This window comes from Streptomyces sp. NPDC005151 (assembly GCF_053599875.1).
Map to the genome: position 1 here is coordinate 111458 of NZ_JBSFYR010000012.1, position 17237 is coordinate 128694.

Consider the following 17237-nt stretch of genomic DNA (forward strand, 5'->3'; position numbering starts at 1 on the left):
AGTTGTTTGCGCATGGGATGGCAGGGCCGGCATGGCGGGCGGCACCCGGGTACGGGGCGGACGTGGCCAGGGGGCGTGGAGGGCTTGTCCCCGTCTGTGGTTTCCACGGGGGGCTGGCGGTGCAGTGGGCTGCGGTGGCCCGAGGGCGCCGACGCGCCGGTGCTCGGGTGGCTGGGGGACGCGGCGCGGGTGAGTGTCCTCGGGTACGGGAAGGAGCTCGGGTTCCGGGCAGCGGGTGAGCGGCACTGTGTGGGGGCACGGGGGAATGTGTGTCCGCTGGGGGCTCTGGTGTCCGGGCGGAGTACCGGGGCGCGGTGCCCGGAGTGTGCGCGGCTGGACCGGGCGCATTCGGTGGCCGCCGACACGATCGCCGACGACCCCCGGACGTACCGCGTCTATCTCGCCTGGTTCGGGCCCGGGATGGTGAAGGTCGGCATCACCGCGGAGGAGCGGGGCGCGGCGCGGCTGCGGGAGCAGGGGGCCGTGGTCTTCAGCTGGCTGGGGCGCGGCCCGTTGATGGCGGCGCGGCGGACCGAGGAGCTGCTCCGTGTGGCGCTGGGGGTACCGGACCGGATCCCGTACGCACGCAAGCGCGCTGTGCGGGCCGTGCTGCCGGGTGCCGCCGAGCGGGTCGCGGAGGTCGAGGAGCTGTACGGGCGGGCGGCGGCGCTGGAGACGGGGGCGGGATGGCCGCAGTCGCTGGAGCGGCTGCTGTTCGATCCCGTCGACCACACAGGGGTGTTCGGACTGGACGGGCCGGTCGAGGTGGGGCGGGCGGTGACCGAGCTGGTGGACGGCGGGGTGGTCGGCGGGCGGCTGGTCGCGGCCGCCGGGCCCGATCTGCATCTGGCGACCGCGGACGGGGTGGTCGTGCTGGACACCCGGCTGATGACCGGGTGGGAGCTGGTGGGGGCCGATGCGCGGTCGGGGGTGACCGTGCCGGTGGTCGACATCGGGGGCGGCGGCGTGCAGGACGGGCTGTTCTGAGATTGTCGGTGCTCCGGGCGGGCCGGGTGAGGAGTGCGCGATGAGTGGCGAGAACAATGACGTGGTGCGGTTCTGGGAGCGCCTCGGGCTGCCGGGGCTGATCGACGTCCATACGCACTTCATGCCGGAGCAGGTGCTCCGCAAGGTGTGGGCGTACTTCGACTCCGCCGGACCGCTGACCGGTATGGAATGGCCGATCGCCTACCGGCACGACGAGGACGAACGGCTCGCGCTGCTCCGGTCCTTCGGGGTGCGGCGGTTCACCTCGATGCTCTATCCGCACAAGGCGGGGATGGCGGCCTGGCTGAACGGCTGGGCGGCCGACTTCGCGCGCCGGGTGCCCGACTGCCTGCACACGGCGACCCTCTTTCCCGAGGAGGGCGTGGAGCGTGATGTCCGCGAGGCGGTCGAGGCGGGGGCGCGCGTCTTCAAGTCGCACCTCCAGGTCGGGGCGTACGACGCCAACGATCCGCTGCTGGAGCCCGTGTGGGGGCTGCTCGCGGACGCCGGGGTCCCGGTGGTGATGCACTGCGGGTCCGGGCCCGCGCCCGGCGCGTACACCGGGCCGGAGCCGGTCGGCCGGCTGCTCGCCCGGCATCCGCGGCTGCGGCTGGTGGTGGCGCACATGGGGATGCCCGAGTACGCGGAGTTCCTGGCGCTGGCGGAGACGTACCCCGAGGTGCGGTTCGATACGACGATGGCGTTCACGGACTTCTTGGAGAAGTTCGCGCCGTTCCCGGTGGCGGAGCGGGGGCGGCTCGCCGATCTCGGGGACCGGATCCTGCTGGGGACGGATTTCCCGAACATCCCGTACCCGTACGTGCATCAACTGCACGCGCTGGAGCGGCTGGAGTTGGGGGACGACTGGTTGCGCGCGGTCTGTTACGGGAACGCGCACGCGTTGTTCGGCCGGGGCTGAGCGCGCTCGGGCACGTCGCGCTTTCTCAGGGAATTCACAGAATCGGGAAAGGAGCCTCTCAGAGGCGTCTCGCATCGTTGAGGCATGACGACGACCTCGCCCCAGGGGCGTACCGAACTGCTGAGGCCGGACCGCAGTCCCGTCCGTGTGCTGGTCGTGGACGACGAGGCTCCGCTTGCCGAGCTGCTCTCCATGGCCCTGCGCTACGAGGGCTGGGAGGTGCGCAGCGCCGGGGACGGTGCGAATGCCGTCCGGACGGCACGCGATTTCCGGCCCGACGCCGTGATCCTCGATGTGATGCTGCCCGACACGGACGGGCTCTCGGTCCTCGGCAAGCTGCGCCGGGAGCTCTCCGAGGTCCCCGTGCTGTTTCTGACCGCGCGCGACTCGGTGGAGGACCGGATCGCCGGGCTCACGGCGGGCGGCGACGACTACGTGACGAAGCCGTTCAGCCTGGAGGAGGTCGTGGCGCGACTGCGCGGGCTGATCCGGCGGTCCGGGACGGCGGCGGTACGGAGCGAGTCGACGCTCGTCGTCGGTGACCTGGTGCTCGACGAGGACAGCCACGAGGTGAGCCGGGGAACGACGTCCATCCACCTCACCGCGACCGAGTTCGAGCTGCTGCGCTTCCTGATGCGCAATCCGCGAAGGGTGCTGAGCAAGGCGCAGATCCTCGACCGCGTGTGGAACTACGACTTCGGCGGGCAGGCGAACGTCGTCGAGCTGTACATCTCGTATCTGCGCAAGAAGATCGACGCCGGACGGACACCGATGATTCACACCCGGCGCGGGGCGGGATATCTGATCAAGCCCGGCGAATGACCCGGCCGACCGGCTGACTTCGCGGTCCCACAACGCCGGAGCAGCAGCAGATCCGCGACGACCGGGCGGTGGTCCGAGGCCAGTGTCTCGGCCACCGCCGCGTCGCGTACCCGTACGCCGTCCTTCGACACCGCCACGAAGTCGATCCGTCTCACCGGGTCCAGTGCGGGGAAGGTCGGCGCATTCGGGTCGGCATCGGTCAGGTTCTCCCACAGCGGGGCCAGCTCCGGGGCGCCCGGTTCCGCGTTGAAGTCGCCGAGGAGCACCTTCCGCCCCTCGTCCTCCGCCATGATCCGCCGGGTGTCGGCGACCTGTGCGATCCGCACGGACGGGTCGCCGCGGTAGTCGAGGTGCGTCACATACACATGCACGGGCATCCCCTTCACCCGTACGACCACCTCACCGAAGCCGGGCGCGGGCTCCGGCACGGGGTTGGGGACCTGGGTGGAGAGCCGGGTGATCTCGTGGTTCTCGGCGCTCACGATCCGGTACTTCGACAGCACCGCGACTCCGAACTCGCGCCGGGACGCACCGGGAGTCTCCGGATCGAGGCTGTAGATCGGGGCGAACGACACCTGCATGTCCAGCCGCTTTGCCAGCTCGCCCGCGACATCGCGCCACTCGCTGCGCGGGCCCCAGCGGACGTCGATCTCCTGAAGCCCGATCACATCGGCGTCCAGCGAGCGGAGTTCCGCCGCCTGCCGGTCCAGATCGAAGACGTTGTCCATGCCCGAGCCGGCATGGATGTTGTACGTGGCGACGCGCAGAGGCACCGGATGCCCCTGCCCGGCAGCTCCGGCGGGCGGGGCGGCGACCGCCCCCAACAGACCCGCGGCAATCAGGACTTCCACCGTACGACGACGCAGCGACATGCCACTCCAGCCCTAGTCGGCTCCCTGTTGATCAGCGTCGAGCACCGTGCCCCGCGAAATGTGCTTGTACGCCGTATGGGAGGTGCTTTACGGTGAACGCTTCCCCTGTACACCGTATAGGAACCTCAGGAGCTCAAGGAGCCCGTATGACGGCGACCGCCGCCGAGCAGAACCACCTCTCACCACCGAGCCACCCGCAACGCTGGCTGATCCTCGGCGTCATCTGCCTCGCCCAGCTCACCGTGCTGCTCGACAACACCGTCCTCAACGTCGCGATCCCCTCCCTCACCCGGGAGCTGGACGCGTCCACCGCCGACGTGCAGTGGATGATCAACGCCTATTCGCTGGTCCAGTCGGGTCTGCTGCTTACGGCCGGCAGTTCCGCCGACCGCTACGGCCGCAAGAAGATGCTGGTCGCCGGCCTCGCCCTGTTCGGCATCGGCTCGCTGGTGGCCGGACTGGCCCAGACGTCCGTGCAGTTGATCGCCGCCCGCGCCGGCATGGGCATCGGCGGTGCGCTGCTGATGACCACGACCCTTGCTGTCGTCGTCCAGATCTTCGACGACACCGAACGGGTCAAGGCGATCGGCGTCTGGTCGACCGTCAGCTCGCTCGGCTTTGCCGTGGGACCGCTGATCGGCGGAGTGATGCTCGACCACTTCTGGTGGGGTGCGATCTTCCTGATCAACATCCCGGTCGCCGTCATCGGCCTGGCCGCCGTGATCCGTCTCGTCCCGGAGTCCAAGAACCCGCGCGGCGAGCGCCCCGACCTGCTCGGCGCGCTGCTGTCCACCATCGGCATGGCCTCCGTCGTGTACGCGATCATCTCCGGCCCGGAGCACGGCTGGACCTCGGGCCAGGTGCTGCTGACCGCGTTCATCGGGGTCTCGGTCCTCACCGGATTCGTGCTGTGGGAGCTGCACATTCCGTACCCGATGCTGGACATGCACTTCTTCCGGAACCAGAAGTTCATCGGGGCGGTCGCGGGCGCGATCCTGGTCGCCTTCGGGATGGGCGGCTCGCTCTTCCTCCTCACCCAGCAGCTTCAGTTCGTCCTCGGATACGAGCCGCTGGAGGCGGGTCTGCGTACGGCTCCGCTGGCGCTGAGCGTCGTCGCGCTCAACCTCACGGGCCTGGGCGCCAGGCTGGTGCCCAAGCTGGGCACGCCCGTCACGATCGCCGCCGGGATGAGCCTGCTGGCCGCGGGTCTCGCCGCGATCGCCCTGCTGGGCGGCAACGGCTACGGCGGCATGCTGCTCGGCCTGGTCGTCATGGGTGCGGGCATCGCACTCGCCATGCCGGCCATGGCCAACGCGATCATGAGCGCCATCCCGCCGGCGAAGGCGGGGGTGGGCGCGGGGGTCAACGGCACGCTCGCCGAGTTCGGCAACGGTCTGGGGGTCGCGGTCCTCGGTGCGGTGCTGAATTCGCGGTTCGCGGCGCTCGTGCCGGCGGCCGTCGGGGCCGCCTCGCTTCCCGCGGCACTTGCCGCGGCGACCGACGACGGCGAGCGGCAGCGGATCACCGACGCCTTCGCCTCGGGACTGGAGACCAGCCAGCTGGCCGGGGCGGTGGCGGTACTGGCGGGCGGGCTGCTGGCGGCTGTGCTCCTGCGCCGGGCGGAGCGGGCAGAATCTGCTCAGGCAGACTCGGCCGCGGCAGCGGCATAGCATCAGCGGGGCGTACCGGACTGTACGAATCCGGTTCGTGCGCACGGGGTACGGATCCGGTTCAGTCATCCCGTCCGTCCCGCCGGCAAGACGAGGAGAGTGCGCCATGGTGTCCGCGGCCGACCGTGTGAAGAACCCTGCCAGGACCAGTGTGTGGCTGGATCAGCGGGCACCGTCGCGCACTCGTAAATCGGACCAGCCGGCCGGCCTCGACCGAGACAGGATCACCGCGGCGTCGGTCCGGCTGCTGGACGCCGAGGGTCTCGCCAAGTTCTCCATGCGCCGGCTCGCCGCCGAGCTGGACGTCACCGCGATGTCCCTCTACTGGTACGTCGACACCAAGGAGGACCTGCTGGAGCTGGCCCTCGACTCGGTCTACAGCGAGATCGCGCCTCCCCGGGAGGAGGCGCACTGGCACGACCGTCTCCGCGAACTGGCCACCACCTACCGGGAGCTCCTGGTCCGGCACGTCTGGGTGTCGCCGCTCGCCGGACATTTCCTCAATATCGGCCCGCACTCGATGCTGTTCTCGTACGCCGTCCAGGACGTGATCCGGGCGACCGGGCTGCCGCTGCACCAGCAGACGGGTGCACTCTCCGCGGTCTTCCAGTTCGTGTACGGATTCGGCACCATCGAAGGCCATTTCGTGCAGCGTTCCGCGGAGGCGGGGCTCGGCCAGGACGAGTTCTTCCAGCAGGCGATGGGCACGATCCGGTCCCAGCCGCAGCTCAGCCGGATCGTCGAGTCGTCGCAGGACCTGATGGACGCCCGCGGCGGCGACACGGTCGAGGAGATGCGCGAGCGGGACTTCACCTTCGCCCTGGACCTGCTGATCGCGGGGATCGAGGCGATGCGGGACCGCTAGCGCCCCCCGGCAAGCTTTGCCCCGTCGCGCCGCCCGGCACGCCCGCTCGCCGCGTTGGCCACAAGCCCTGGTAGCTCCGCTACATGAAGTTCCGGCCGCCTTGCGATCGCACGCACCGGACGACGCTCCTCATGGGGCAAACATTGCCGGTCACGGCACTGGTGCCCCTCCCGGCAAGGAACCACACCGGCGGCCCGCCCCGCAGCGCATCCGGCAGCGCGGCCCCGACACAGATGAAGGGTTCCTCCGGCGGTGTGACGGAGGAACCCTGTTCCACCGGGCGGCCGGTGATCCGCTCCAGGCCACGGACGACGCAGGCGCCGACGGTCGGTGCGGCCGGCGCCGGGCCCGCGCGAGCAGGCCCGGCGCCGGAAGGACGTTCTCACTCATCCCGGAACAGCCGTCAGCTGCCGGGCGCCAGGTGGGCGGGGAAACCGCCCGTGGCAATGGGCCCCCACCGCTCCGGGGTGATCCGGATGATCGACTTGCCCTGCTTCACCATCGCCGCCCGGTACTCGTCCCAGTCCGGGTGCTCTCCCGAGATGTTCCGGAAGTACTCGACGAGCGGTTCGACCGAGTCGGGCGCGTCGATCACCTCGGCCGACCCGTCGATCTGCACCCATGGCCCGTTCCAGTCGTCCGACAGGACGATCACGCTCACGCGCTCGTCCCGCTTCGCGTTCCGGGTCTTCGCCCGTTCGGGATAGGTCGAGACGACGACCCGGCCGGCGTCGTCGACGCCGCACGTCAGCGGGGATCCCTGAGGGCGGCCGTCGGCCCGGGTGGTCAGCAGGATCGCCCGGTGCCGGGGCCGTACGAACGCCAGCAACTCATCGAGCTCCACGGCGGTTCTGGTCGCGATGTTGGGTGCCATGTCCGCAGACTACGACGGCAGGGACTCGCCCTGCACGGCCTGGATGTCCAGCTCCACCCGCAGCGTCGTGCCGATCGCCGAGATGCCCGCCTGTACCACCTGGTTGTAGTTCATGGCGAAATCGTCGCGGCGCAGCTCGGTCGTTGCGCTGAACGCCGCGCGCACCCCGCCCCACGGGTCGGGGCCGGTGCCGAGGTAGCTCAGGTTCAGGTCGACCGGGCGCTCGACGCCGCGCATCGTCAGCAGGCCGTGCACGGTCCAGCGGTCGGGGCCGGCCGGGGTGAGCCCGTCCGAGTGGTACGTGATCTCCGGGAACCGGTCCGCGTCGAGGAAGTCCGGCGAGCGCAGGTGCTTGTCCCGCATGCCGTTGCCCGTGTCGATGCCGGCCGCGCTGATCACGGCGTCGACGCGGGAGCGGTGGACCTCCTCCGCGATCTCGATCCGGCCGCCGAACTCGGTGAACCGGCCGTGCACGCTGGAGATCCCCAGGTGCTGCGCGACCGCGCCCACCGAGCAGTGCGCCGGGTCCAGCGACCAGGCGCCCGGCGGCGGCAGCTCCACGCCGCCCTGGCGGGCCAGCACCACCGTGCCGGCCTCGACCCGTCCGCTCGCCGTGACGAGGGCCGTCGACGCGGCGGGGGCGTACCCGACCGCGGTCACGATCACCGTGTACGCGCCGGCCGGGAGCAGGGCGTCGGTCCGTACCGCCCCGTCCTCGTCGGCGGCGGCTCGCAGCACCTGGGTGCCGGTCATGTCGGTCACCGTCACGACCGCGTGCTGGACGGCCCAGCCGTCCCGCGTCCGTACCTGTGCGCGAAGTCCCATCCCGTTTCTCTCCTTGCTCCATGACTCAATGAGTCGGGCCCCGGGGAGGGGGACGGCAGGCCGTCCCCTGCCTGCCGTACCCACCACCGGGGCCCATTTCCACCGGGGGCAGCCTCTCCGCTCGAAGCGCTGCCCGCCAGGGGTCTGTGTTACTCGATCACTCGCCGGGGTGGGCGAGCTCGATGTTGTGGCCGTCGACCCCGCGACCGGCCACGGTCAGCGCGCCGGCCACCGGCGGGTAGCCGGTCGCGACGACCGAGTACTCGCCCGCGTCCAGGTCGGCGAAGGCGTACGCCCCGTCCTCCCCGGTCGTGGAAGTGGCGACCACATTGCCCGCCGCGTCGACCAGCGTGACGCGGGCGTCCGGCAGCGGCCGCCGGGCCGAACCGGCCCGCACGACACCCTGGACCAGCGCGCCGGACTGCAGTACGGCGTCGACCCGGGTGACACCCTGGTCGCCGATCTCCACCGGCAGCGCCAGCGGACGGAATCCGACGGCGTTCACCGCGACGGTCACCGCACCGGGCACCAGCTCGGCGAAGGTGAACTCGCCGGTCTCGGCGGACTTGCCGGTGGCCAGCACATCGCCGCGCACATCGGTCACGATGACCATGGCGCCGTCGACCGGATCGCCGCTCTCGGCGGCCCGCACGGTCCCAGCCAGGCCGCTCGTACCGGCGAGCAGGATGTCGTACGACAGCCGCTGGTCGCCGATGACCACGGTGGACGCCTGCGGCTGGAAGCCGTCGGCGGACGCGATCAGGACGTAGCTGCCGGCGCCCGGCGCGTCCAGACGGTAGCTGCCGTCGGCCTGGGCGACGGAACGCCCCAGCTGCCGGCCGTCCAGCGAGATCAGCGTGACCGCGGCCCGGGCGACGGGTGCTCCCTCGGCGCCCCGCACCACACCGCTCACCGGGGTGCCCTGCACGGTTGCCACCGGAGCTTCGAGCGTGTCGGCCGAGGTGACCCCGGCCGCGCCCTCGGAGACCAGCGCGGCTGCACCGGACGGGACCTCGGCGAGCACCGCGGCGGGAGCCTCGGCCTCCGCCGGGGCGTCGTTCGCCGCGTTCGTCTTCAGCGCGACCTCCTTGATGAAGATCGTGACGAGGAAGGCGATCAGCGCGGCCGGAGCGGCGTACAGGAAGACGTCGCCGACACCGTGCCCGTAGGCGCTCTCCATGACCGTGCGGAACGGTGCGGGCAGCTCGTCCAGGTTGGGGATGCCCCCGCCGCCGGTGCCGCCGTGGCCCAGGGCCGCGCCCTTCGGACCGAGGTCTGCGAGGCCGTCCTTGACGTAGTGGGTGACGCGGTTCGCCATGACGGCGCCCAGCGCCGAGACGCCGATGGCACCACCGAGGGAACGGAAGAAGGTGACGACGGAGCTGGCCGAACCGAGGTCGGACGGAGCGACCTGGTTCTGCGCGGCGAGCACCAGGTTCTGCATCATCATGCCGATGCCGAGACCCATCACGAACATGAAGATCGCGATGTGCCAGTACTCCGTGTCGTACCGGATCGTGCCGAGCATCCCGAGCCCGGCGGTGACCAGGAAGCCACCGCTGACCAGCCAGGCCTTCCAGCGGCCGGTCTTGGTGATGATCTGACCGGAGATGGTCGACGAGAGGAACAGGCCGGTGATCATCGGGATCGTCATGACGCCGGACATCGTCGGCGACTTGCCCCGCGCCAGCTGGAAGTACTGGCTGAAGAAGACGGTGCCCGCGAACATCGCGATACCGACGAACAGCGAGGCGACCGAGGCCAGCGTGATGGTGCGGTTGCGGAAGAGGCGCAGTGGGATGATCGGCTCGCTGGCCCGGGACTCCGTGTAGACGAAGAGCAGGGCGAGCGCCAGGGAGCCGGCCAGCATCGCGCCGGTCTGCCAGGACAGCCAGTCGTACTTGTCGCCCGCGAAGGTCACCCAGAGCAGCAGCAGTGAGACGGAGGCGCTGATGAAGAACGCGCCCGTCCAGTCGACCTTGACCTCACGCTTGACGACCGGGAGCTTCAGGGTCTTCTGGAGCACGATGAGTGCGATGACCGCGAACGGCACACCGACATAGAAGCACCAGCGCCAGCCCATCCAGCTGGTGTCGGTGATGACACCGCCGAGCAGCGGACCACCGACGGTGGCGACGGCGAAGACCGCGCCGAGGTAGCCGCTGTAGCGACCGCGCTCACGCGGGGCGATCATCGCGGCCATCACGATCTGGGCGAGGGCGGAGAGACCGCCGACGCCGATGCCCTGGACGACACGGCAGGCGATGAGCATGCCGCTGCTGGTCGACATACCCGCGACGACCGAGCCCAGGACGTAGATGACGAGCGCTATCTGGACCAGCAGCTTCTTGCTGAACAGGTCGGAGAGCTTGCCCCACAGAGGAGTGGTGGCGGTCATCGCGAGCAGCGAGGCCGTGACGACCCAGGTGTACGCGGACTGGCCGCCGCCGAGGTCCGAAATGATCTCGGGGAGAGCGTTGGAGACGACGGTCGACGACAGGATCGCGACAAACATGCCGAGCAGCAGCCCGGTCAGTGCTTCCATGATCTGCCGGTGTGTCATCGGCGCGCCGTCGGAGGAAGGATGTCCTCCGTGCTTGGCGTGGCCGCCCCGCACACCGGTTGGTGTGGTCGTAGCCATTGAGTTCCTTTGCTTTGCTTCTGTTACACAGGTGTACGGGTGTGCGGGTCGTCGTCGCTGTCGGCGGGCCGCGTGCGGCACTCGTGGCTGTGCCTTCCGGGGGCGCACCCACCGGAACTGCGGCAGGCGAAACTGTCACGCAGCCGGGCCAACAATGTGTTGAGCTGTCCGACCTCGTCGTCGGACCATTCCTGAAGGTTGTGGGCGCACATTTCGGTGATCCGCCGGTTCAGGTCGCCGAGTACCGCGTTTCCCGCGGGGGTCAGCCGCAGGATGCGGGACCGCTTGTCCGCCGGGTCCGGAGACCGTTCTATCCAGCCGCGCTCGGCCACATGGGCGACATGTCGGCTGGTCACCGACATGTCGACGGCCATCAGCTCGGCCAGTCTGCTGATCCGCATTTCGCCGTGCCGGCCGAGCAGGGCCAGTACTGCGGCGGATCCGCCAGGACATTCAGCAGGGAGGATGCGGGTGAGTCCGCGTTTGACGGCCCCGACGGCGCTGAGCTGCCGGGCCAGTTCTTCGTACTGACTCCGTGCGGCCACGGGACCCCCAGACGTTGTCGGTGCATCTTGTTGCTTAGGGCAACCATAGAAGTGTTGGTTGCCGCAGGCAAACGAAATGAGGCTTGCATAAGTAAAGGAAAGCAAAAGGCTGCGTAGCGCTTGGGTCAAACGCCCAGCGTGTGCGTGACGGGTCGGGTGTGTCTCGTGCCACACCGGAGGTGCGGACGGTGGTCCCGAAACGGCAGTAGGCCCCGAGCGTTACTCGGGGCCCGGCCGTCGCCCCGTAGGGGCATAAGGTGCCGCCGGACCGCTAGGGTCCTGACCCATGGCACACAACCGTTCCTTGGAGCCCGGCGCGAGGTGCTGTGCGTCTGGCGGGCCATCCCGAACGGTCTTGGATGACCTGGTTCTCCGCTTTCGCACCCCGGTGGCGGCACGCGCCACGCGCGTGATCCAGTCCGTGGCGGGCAGAGTCCCCGGTGCGAGAGGGGTCGAGCGTTGGCCGCAGGACCCTCTCCCACGTGACGACGCTACAGTTCCACAGGCTTCATATCGCAGTATCCGACGAGCACTTCACCCGATCGAGTGGGAATGCATTCATGCGTAATCAGCCGCCGGTAAATGGCAACCCCCAGGGCCCCGAGGGCAACCACGACCCCGCGGGCAGCACCCAGATGTTCCGCGCCTTCGTCGACGAGGGCGAGCCGCAGCGCCGGCAGCAGCCGGCCGCGTCGTCCGGACCGAAGACCGGGGTGATCGCCGCCGTCGTCGCGGTGATCGTCATCCTCGGCGCGGTCGCCTGGCTCGCGCTCGGCTGACCCGACCCCGCCCTTCCCATCCGTCACTTCCAGGCGGCGGTGATGTCCCGGGTCTCCACATGCATGCCCAGGGGCACCCGCCAGGCGTCCACGCAGACGGTGTACGTCTTCTCCCGCGCCGCTCCCGCGTCGATCGGCGCGGGCAGCGGCGCGGTCGTTTCCACGGTCGCCCAGTCGATCCCGAGCCCGCCGATGATGTGCGTGGCGAAGGTGACTGTTCCCGACCGGGCCGGTGAGCCGCCGGTATTGCGGAACTCGACAGTCACCTTCTCGCACCATCGGTGATCGGCCGCCGCCCGCTCGGGTGCGCCCAGGGTCAGCACGGCAGGTCCCGCGGGCGCGGTGGACCCCGGTGCGGACGGGGTGGAGGGAGTCGCGGAGACGCCCCCCGCGCCGCCCGAGGCCGTGCCACCGGTACCGCTGCCACCTGTACTGCCGGCGGAGCCCGTGCCGCTCGCGGAACCCGCAGCGCCCCCGGTGGTGCCGGCGGAGGTGCCGCCGGAACCGCTGGAGGACTGCGCACCGCCGCTCGTGCGGTCGCCCGCGCCACCGCCCGCACCACTGCCGGTGCCGCCCGTACCGCCGGTGTCACCGCTCGCCGCGGAGGTGCCCGGCTTCGGTTCCTTGTCCGCGCTGCCGCCGCCCTCCCCGTCCAGCGGAATCAGCGTCACCCGGCCCGAAGGTGCGACCGCGCCCTTGGGTGCCTTCTCCGGGCCGGTGCCCGCCGCGCCGACTGCCGCATAGCCGTCTCCGTCGCCCGCCCCGCCGCCGCAGGCGGCGAGTGCCCCGCCCAGGCACAGCACGGCCGCCGAGGCGGCGATCGCGGTGCCCCGGCGGCCGGTCGAGCCGTATGTCTGACGTCGCATCGCGCCAGTGTGGCTGACGGTCCGTCAATTCGTAACCCTTGCGCGCCTGCGCGTGGGTCAGTCGGCGATGAGCCCCTCCCTGAGCTGGGCGAGCGTCCGGGTCAGCAGGCGTGAGACATGCATCTGCGAGATGCCGACCTCCTCGCCGATCTGCGACTGGGTCATGTTGGCGAAGAACCGCAGCAGGATGATCTGCCGCTCCCGGGGCGGGAGTTTGGCCAGCAGCGGCTTCAGCGATTCGCGGTACTCGACGCCTTCCAGCGCGGAGTCCTCGTAGCCGAGCCGGTCCGCGAGCGAGCCCTCGCCGCCGTCGTCCTCCGGGGAGGGCGAGTCCAGTGAGGAGGCGGTGTACGCGTTGCCGACGGCCAGGCCGTCGACCACGTCCTCCTCGGAGACCCCGAGCGCCGCCGCGAGCTCCGGCACGGTCGGCGAACGGTCGAGCTTCTGGGCCAGCTCGTCGCTCGTCTTCGTCAGCGCGAGCCGCAGCTCCTGGAGCCGGCGCGGCACCCGCACCGACCAGGAGGTGTCGCGGAAGAAGCGCTTGATCTCGCCGACGACGGTGGGCATCGCGAACGTCGGGAATTCCACGCCCCGTTCGCAGTCGAACCGGTCGATCGCCTTGATCAGGCCGATCGTGCCGACCTGGACGATGTCCTCCATGGGTTCGTTACGGCTCCGGAACCGTGCCGCGGCGTACCGCACCAGCGGGAGGTTGAGCTCGATGAGTGTGTCCCGCACGTAGGCACGCTCCGGGCTGTCCGGTCCGTCGGGCCCCGGTGCGGGACCCAGGGCGGCGAGCCGCAGGAACAGGGAGCGGGACAGAGTGCGGGTGTCGATGGCTTCCGACGAGCTGGTGAGCACAACGGGTGCGGGTGCGCTCTTCGTGAGCGTGAGCACCTTCGAGCTGCCCTGTTCTGCGGACATGCCACCCCCTTGAGGTCGCGGACGGTCGCGGTAGCCACGACCATCGGAGGAACGCAGCCTCCACCTGAATACCGGAGGTGGGGCTGCGGCAAACGCGGTTCACGCAGAATGTCACATGTCGGCAACGCGCTGTAGTGACATGTCGACAAGCCCAGGTGGCGTATGCGCAGTTAACAGGGGGTGTGCGGCATTCAGGCTGCCCGAGAGGGACTTTGATCGGTTTACCCGATCCGGTTACGCCTCGATCCTGTTTGCGGATCGAAGTCGTGCGAAGCTTCTGGCCAGCAGTCTTGACACATGCATCTGGGAAACGCCCAATTCGGCGCTGATCTGTGATTGCGTCAGGTTGCTGTAATAGCGCAGCAGCAGGATCCGCTGCTCGCGCTCGGGCAGCTGGACGAGCAGATGGCGGACAAGATCACGGTGCTCGACCCCGGCGAGAGCGGGGTCCTCGTAGCCGAGCCGGTCGAGCAGTCCGGGCAGCCCGTCGCCCTCCTGGGCGGCTTCCAGCGAGGTCGCGTGGTAGGAGCGACCCGCCTCGATGCAGGCCAGCACCTCCTCCTCGGAGATCTTCAGGCGCTCGGCGATCTCCGCGGTCGTGGGCGAGCGGCCGTGCGCGGTCGTCAGGTCCTCGGTGGCGCCGGTGACCTGCACCCAGAGCTCGTGCAGTCGCCGCGGCACGTGGACGGTCCGCACGTTGTCCCGGAAGTACCGCTTGATCTCGCCGACGACGGTGGGCATCGCGAAGGTCGGGAACTGGACGCCGCGCTCGGGGTCGAACCGGTCGATGGCGTTGATCAGCCCGATGGTGCCGACCTGGACGACGTCCTCCATGGGTTCGTTACGGCTCCGGAAGCGCGCCGCGGCGTACCGCACGAGGGGGAGGTTGGCCTCGATCAGTGCGGCCCGCACTCTGCCGTGCTCCGCACTTCCCGGTTCCAGCTCCTTGAGCTGGCCGAAAAGGACCTGGGTGAGCGCCCTGGTGTCCGCGCCCCGGGTCCTGGCGGGCGTCGTGCCGTCGGGCGTCTCGGTCTGGACGGTCTCGGCCACCGGGGCGGCCCGGGTCGCCGGGGCGGACTGGGCGGACTGGGCGGACTGGGCGGACTGATCGGACTGGGCTGTTTGGGTGGTTTGGGCCTCGTCGTTCTGGACGATCTGGGGAGGCACTTGAGGCGCTGTACTGGCCGGCACGGTGAGGCCACCCCTTTGCGGTCAACTTCGGTCAACTCATCCGTCAAAAGCGGTCATAGCATCACAAGACATGTCCACTGTGTGCAAGCACCGCGCAGTGTCGTGTTGAGGTCACGTTGGTTTAAACACATGGAAAAGCCCCTCACCGAAATGGCGAGGGGCTTGTGGGTTCCGGGACCGGGGAGGTCAGAAGGGGTAGTCGGCAATCACCCAGGTGGCGAAAGCCTTCCACTGTCCGGCGGCGGCCTGATGGGCCGGGTGCGCGACGTAGCGCCCCAGGGCGTCCTCGTCGGCGACCGCGGAGTTGATGGCGAAGTCGTACGCGATCGGCCGGTCGGTGATGTTCCAGGCGCACTCCCAGAACTCCAGCTCCGGGATCTGCCCTCCGAGCTCCTGGAACGCCTTCGCCCCGGCGACAACACGCGGATCGTCACGCTTCACGCCGTCGTTCAGCTTGAACAGCACCAGATGACGGATCATGGGGTACTCCTACTTCACGAGCTCGGTCATGAATTCGCCGACGCCCTGTGCGGCACTCGAAAGGCCCTCGAACCCTACACCGACGAGTTCCGCGGACCGTCTGGGGGAGTGGATGATCGTGTACAGCACGAAGACGATAACGATGACGAGCACGATCTTCTTCGCTTGCATCAGCCCCTGCCTCCCCTTCGATCCCCTGTGCAGTCGGGCGATTCTATCCGCACGAATGGTCGTATCCGAGGGGGGTTTCCGATGGGGTTTCCGATCACACCCCCGGCCCTTGCCTGGGCACGCTCCCAGGGGCTGCGCGGCTCCACGCGCTCCGGCGGGCACAACTGGTCCGGCTCCCAACCCCGCGACGGGGGCCTGCCGGCGGCCGCGCACCCTTTTGGCCGGCGCGCGGAACCGTGACTGGAGTGGTGAGTCCCGGGCAACTCTTCCGAGGGCGCCTGGTTGTCAGGATGGGGCCGCGGGATCGCTCCTGGACGAGGGCGGGGAGGTCAGCGTGGCCAGGTAGTCGTCAAGGAGCTCGGCCTGGCGGCGGGGCGGGAACGCCAGGGGGTCGAACAGGGCCTGTACTACCAGGCCGAGCACGAAGGACTGGGCGCCGGCCGCGATGCGCGCCGGGTCTCCGGCGGGCAGTTCGCCGAGCTGTTGGGCCGCAGCGACCAGGTCGCGCAGCTTGTCGCGGCTTCGCGCGTACTTGCGGGCGTAGTCGCCGCTCAACCCGGGGTCAGCGAGCGCAATGTCCCAGGAGGACACCCAGATCCGGTTGCTGTCGGTGGCCTCGTCGGTCAGCGGCAGGATGTTCAGCAGCGCGGCCCTCACACCGGACAGCCCTTCCCTGGCGGCGCGCCGGGGGCGAGAGGCAGTTCGTAGTTCGAGCAGGTCGAGAGCGTGCGCAACCAGGTCGCGTTTGGTGGGGAAGTAGTGGGTGAGCAGGCCGGTGGTCGCGCCGAGTTCGGCGGCGACGGCGCGCATGGTCAGTCCGCCGAAGCCGTGCGCGGCCAATACTCGCCAGACCGCCTCGGAGACGTCGCGCCGACGGGCCTCGTGGTCTCCCTTGATGCGTGGCATGCTGCTACGGTACATAGCCATAACGTGTGTTGTGTGAATGGGGTCGTCATGTTCTGCCTCTCTCTGCGGGACACTGCCCGCCTCCGTCCGCTCGAGATATGGCATGTCGAGGAGTTCGCCGCCCACCTGGACCGGGCGCGCGAGCACATCCGGCCGTGGGTCGGGTCGGGGTTCGTCACCGACGACGTCGACGGGGCGCGGGCCACACTGCGCCGGTACGCCGAGCGCCAGGCCGCAGACGGCGCCCGCCTCTATGGCATCTGGCTCGACGGAGCGCTGGTCGGCGGCGTGATGTTCGTGGACTTCAACACCGCCTTGGGTTCATGCGAGATCGGTTGCTGGCTGGAGCCGGCCGCCGAGGGCCGCGGCCTGGTCACGGAGGCGTGCCGCGCTTTGCTGGAGTGGGCGTTCACCTCCCGGGGGATGCATCGCGCCGAGTGGCACTGCCGAGCCGACAACGAGCGCAGCTCCGCGGTGGCCAAGCGGCTCGGCATGGCACTTGAGGGCGTGCGGCGTGAGCACTGGCCCTATGGCGGCACCCGTCACGACAAACAGATCTGGGCGATCCTTGCCCCCGAATGGCGAACCCATAGCCAGTGACCGGAAACCCCGCCACGCGGCCACGGCGGTGGCCATCGGCCATCGCCGATCCAAGCTCGACGTCGCCTTCACCTCCGCTTCGTCACCAGGACCCGGCCGGGGCCGGCTTCGGGCAGGCAGCCTGAGCCGGCCGCGGGCGAGTCTTGCGGGCTTTGATTGATGCCACGGCCAGAACGCGTAGGAGGCAGTCCGTGCGGACATCCATGGGGGCGTCGATTAATTAATGGGGTGTGTTGCGTCATCCTGGCGTTGATGTTGCGTGCATGACATATGTGGCGAGTTGGCTGGGGTCGATGAGTC

General features: G+C 69.7%; 18 protein-coding genes. 7 read left to right on the plus strand and 11 right to left on the minus strand.

The annotated features are described in order from the left end of the window. Positions 1-96 precede the first annotated feature (96 nt). The 3 genes from ACWD6R_RS09995 (at position 97) to ACWD6R_RS10005 (ending at position 2728) form a co-directional block, all read left to right on the plus strand. Positions 97-987, plus strand: a complete 891-nt coding sequence (locus ACWD6R_RS09995) for a DUF2797 domain-containing protein (protein ID WP_451818250.1) — start codon at positions 97-99, stop codon at positions 985-987. A gap of 40 nt (positions 988-1027) precedes the next feature. Further along, on the plus strand, positions 1028-1906 hold the full coding sequence (locus ACWD6R_RS10000) for an amidohydrolase family protein (RefSeq protein WP_451818251.1): 879 nt from the start codon (positions 1028-1030) through the stop codon (positions 1904-1906). Between the two features lie 84 nt (positions 1907-1990). After that, on the plus strand, positions 1991-2728 hold the full coding sequence (locus ACWD6R_RS10005) for a response regulator transcription factor (protein ID WP_359109568.1): 738 nt from the start codon (positions 1991-1993) through the stop codon (positions 2726-2728). On the opposite strand, the gene ACWD6R_RS10010 is transcribed toward ACWD6R_RS10005, so the two are convergent. Beyond that, positions 2683-3600 (minus strand): endonuclease/exonuclease/phosphatase family protein, encoded by a 918-nt coding sequence (locus ACWD6R_RS10010; protein WP_451818252.1) that lies wholly within the window; start codon positions 3598-3600, stop codon positions 2683-2685. The genes ACWD6R_RS10005 and ACWD6R_RS10010 overlap by 46 nt on opposite strands. Positions 3601-3746: 146 nt before the next feature. On the opposite strand from ACWD6R_RS10010, the gene ACWD6R_RS10015 reads away from it, so the two are divergent. After that, positions 3747-5270 (plus strand): MFS transporter, encoded by a 1524-nt coding sequence (locus ACWD6R_RS10015; RefSeq protein ID WP_451818253.1) that lies wholly within the window; start codon positions 3747-3749, stop codon positions 5268-5270. Between the two features lie 106 nt (positions 5271-5376). Further along, positions 5377-6135, plus strand: coding sequence for a TetR/AcrR family transcriptional regulator (locus ACWD6R_RS10020; protein WP_451818254.1), 759 nt, complete (start codon positions 5377-5379; stop codon positions 6133-6135). Between the two features lie 403 nt (positions 6136-6538). On the opposite strand, the gene ACWD6R_RS10025 is transcribed toward ACWD6R_RS10020, so the two are convergent. The 4 genes from ACWD6R_RS10025 to ACWD6R_RS10040 form a co-directional block, all read right to left on the minus strand. After that, a complete protein-coding gene (locus ACWD6R_RS10025; RefSeq protein WP_451818255.1) occupies positions 6539-7009 on the minus strand; it encodes a PPOX class F420-dependent oxidoreductase in 471 nt (156 codons plus the stop codon). 9 nt (positions 7010-7018) lie between these two features. Next, on the minus strand, positions 7019-7834 hold the full coding sequence (locus tag ACWD6R_RS10030; protein ID WP_451818256.1) for a YceI family protein: 816 nt from the start codon (positions 7832-7834) through the stop codon (positions 7019-7021). 157 nt (positions 7835-7991) lie between these two features. After that, a complete protein-coding gene (locus ACWD6R_RS10035) occupies positions 7992-10475 on the minus strand; it encodes an MFS transporter (RefSeq protein ID WP_451818257.1) in 2484 nt (827 codons plus the stop codon). 23 nt (positions 10476-10498) lie between these two features. Beyond that, complete coding sequence (locus tag ACWD6R_RS10040) at positions 10499-11020, minus strand: MarR family winged helix-turn-helix transcriptional regulator (RefSeq protein WP_451818258.1); 522 nt, start codon at positions 11018-11020, stop codon at positions 10499-10501. 560 nt (positions 11021-11580) lie between these two features. Between ACWD6R_RS10040 and ACWD6R_RS10045 the strand changes: the two genes are divergently transcribed. Then, positions 11581-11799 carry a hypothetical protein gene (locus tag ACWD6R_RS10045; RefSeq protein ID WP_451818259.1) on the plus strand — a complete coding sequence of 73 codons (219 nt, stop codon included), beginning with the start codon at positions 11581-11583 and terminating at the stop codon, positions 11797-11799. A gap of 23 nt (positions 11800-11822) precedes the next feature. On the opposite strand, the gene ACWD6R_RS10050 is transcribed toward ACWD6R_RS10045, so the two are convergent. From ACWD6R_RS10050 to ACWD6R_RS10075, 6 genes are all read right to left on the minus strand, one after another. Further along, positions 11823-12665, minus strand: a complete 843-nt coding sequence (locus ACWD6R_RS10050) for a hypothetical protein (protein WP_451818260.1) — start codon at positions 12663-12665, stop codon at positions 11823-11825. Between the two features lie 57 nt (positions 12666-12722). After that, positions 12723-13589: an RNA polymerase sigma factor SigF gene (locus ACWD6R_RS10055; RefSeq protein WP_451818261.1), complete on the minus strand. Its 867-nt coding sequence runs from the start codon at positions 13587-13589 to the stop codon at positions 12723-12725. Positions 13590-13823: 234 nt separating this feature from the next. Next, complete coding sequence (locus tag ACWD6R_RS10060; RefSeq protein ID WP_451818273.1) at positions 13824-14639, minus strand: RNA polymerase sigma factor SigF; 816 nt, start codon at positions 14637-14639, stop codon at positions 13824-13826. Positions 14640-14966: 327 nt separating this feature from the next. Then, the gene (locus tag ACWD6R_RS10065; RefSeq protein ID WP_359109554.1) at positions 14967-15260 is read right to left on the minus strand and encodes a Dabb family protein; all 294 of its coding nucleotides are present in this window, start codon (positions 15258-15260) and stop codon (positions 14967-14969) included. 9 nt (positions 15261-15269) lie between these two features. Continuing rightward, positions 15270-15431: a hypothetical protein gene (locus ACWD6R_RS10070; RefSeq protein ID WP_451818275.1), complete on the minus strand. Its 162-nt coding sequence runs from the start codon at positions 15429-15431 to the stop codon at positions 15270-15272. Positions 15432-15716: 285 nt separating this feature from the next. Next, entirely contained in the window at positions 15717-16337 is a 621-nt protein-coding gene (locus ACWD6R_RS10075) for a TetR/AcrR family transcriptional regulator (protein WP_451818262.1), read from the minus strand. Between the two features lie 48 nt (positions 16338-16385). Between ACWD6R_RS10075 and ACWD6R_RS10080 the strand changes: the two genes are divergently transcribed. Further along, positions 16386-16937 (plus strand): GNAT family N-acetyltransferase, encoded by a 552-nt coding sequence (locus tag ACWD6R_RS10080; protein ID WP_451818274.1) that lies wholly within the window; start codon positions 16386-16388, stop codon positions 16935-16937. Positions 16938-17237 lie beyond the last annotated feature (300 nt).

Bases quoted from the DNA above. Each gene is read 5' to 3' on its own strand.
- ACWD6R_RS10000 (WP_451818251.1), top strand. From the start codon at position 1,028: ATGAGTGGCGAGAACAATGACGTGGTGCGGTTCTGGGAGCGCCTCGGG.
- ACWD6R_RS10005 (WP_359109568.1), top strand. From the start codon at position 1,991: ATGACGACGACCTCGCCCCAGGGGCGTACCGAACTGCTGAGGCCGGAC.
- ACWD6R_RS10010 (WP_451818252.1), bottom strand. From the start codon at position 3,600: ATGTCGCTGCGTCGTCGTACGGTGGAAGTCCTGATTGCCGCGGGTCTG.
- ACWD6R_RS10015 (WP_451818253.1), top strand. From the start codon at position 3,747: ATGACGGCGACCGCCGCCGAGCAGAACCACCTCTCACCACCGAGCCAC.
- ACWD6R_RS10020 (WP_451818254.1), top strand. From the start codon at position 5,377: ATGGTGTCCGCGGCCGACCGTGTGAAGAACCCTGCCAGGACCAGTGTG.
- ACWD6R_RS10025 (WP_451818255.1), bottom strand. From the start codon at position 7,009: ATGGCACCCAACATCGCGACCAGAACCGCCGTGGAGCTCGATGAGTTG.
- ACWD6R_RS10030 (WP_451818256.1), bottom strand. From the start codon at position 7,834: ATGGGACTTCGCGCACAGGTACGGACGCGGGACGGCTGGGCCGTCCAG.
- ACWD6R_RS10035 (WP_451818257.1), bottom strand. From the start codon at position 10,475: ATGGCTACGACCACACCAACCGGTGTGCGGGGCGGCCACGCCAAGCAC.
- ACWD6R_RS10045 (WP_451818259.1), top strand. From the start codon at position 11,581: ATGCGTAATCAGCCGCCGGTAAATGGCAACCCCCAGGGCCCCGAGGGC.
- ACWD6R_RS10050 (WP_451818260.1), bottom strand. From the start codon at position 12,665: ATGCGACGTCAGACATACGGCTCGACCGGCCGCCGGGGCACCGCGATC.
- ACWD6R_RS10055 (WP_451818261.1), bottom strand. From the start codon at position 13,589: ATGTCCGCAGAACAGGGCAGCTCGAAGGTGCTCACGCTCACGAAGAGC.
- ACWD6R_RS10065 (WP_359109554.1), bottom strand. From the start codon at position 15,260: ATGATCCGTCATCTGGTGCTGTTCAAGCTGAACGACGGCGTGAAGCGT.
- ACWD6R_RS10070 (WP_451818275.1), bottom strand. From the start codon at position 15,431: ATGCAAGCGAAGAAGATCGTGCTCGTCATCGTTATCGTCTTCGTGCTG.
- ACWD6R_RS10075 (WP_451818262.1), bottom strand. From the start codon at position 16,337: ATGCCACGCATCAAGGGAGACCACGAGGCCCGTCGGCGCGACGTCTCC.
- ACWD6R_RS10080 (WP_451818274.1), top strand. From the start codon at position 16,386: ATGTTCTGCCTCTCTCTGCGGGACACTGCCCGCCTCCGTCCGCTCGAG.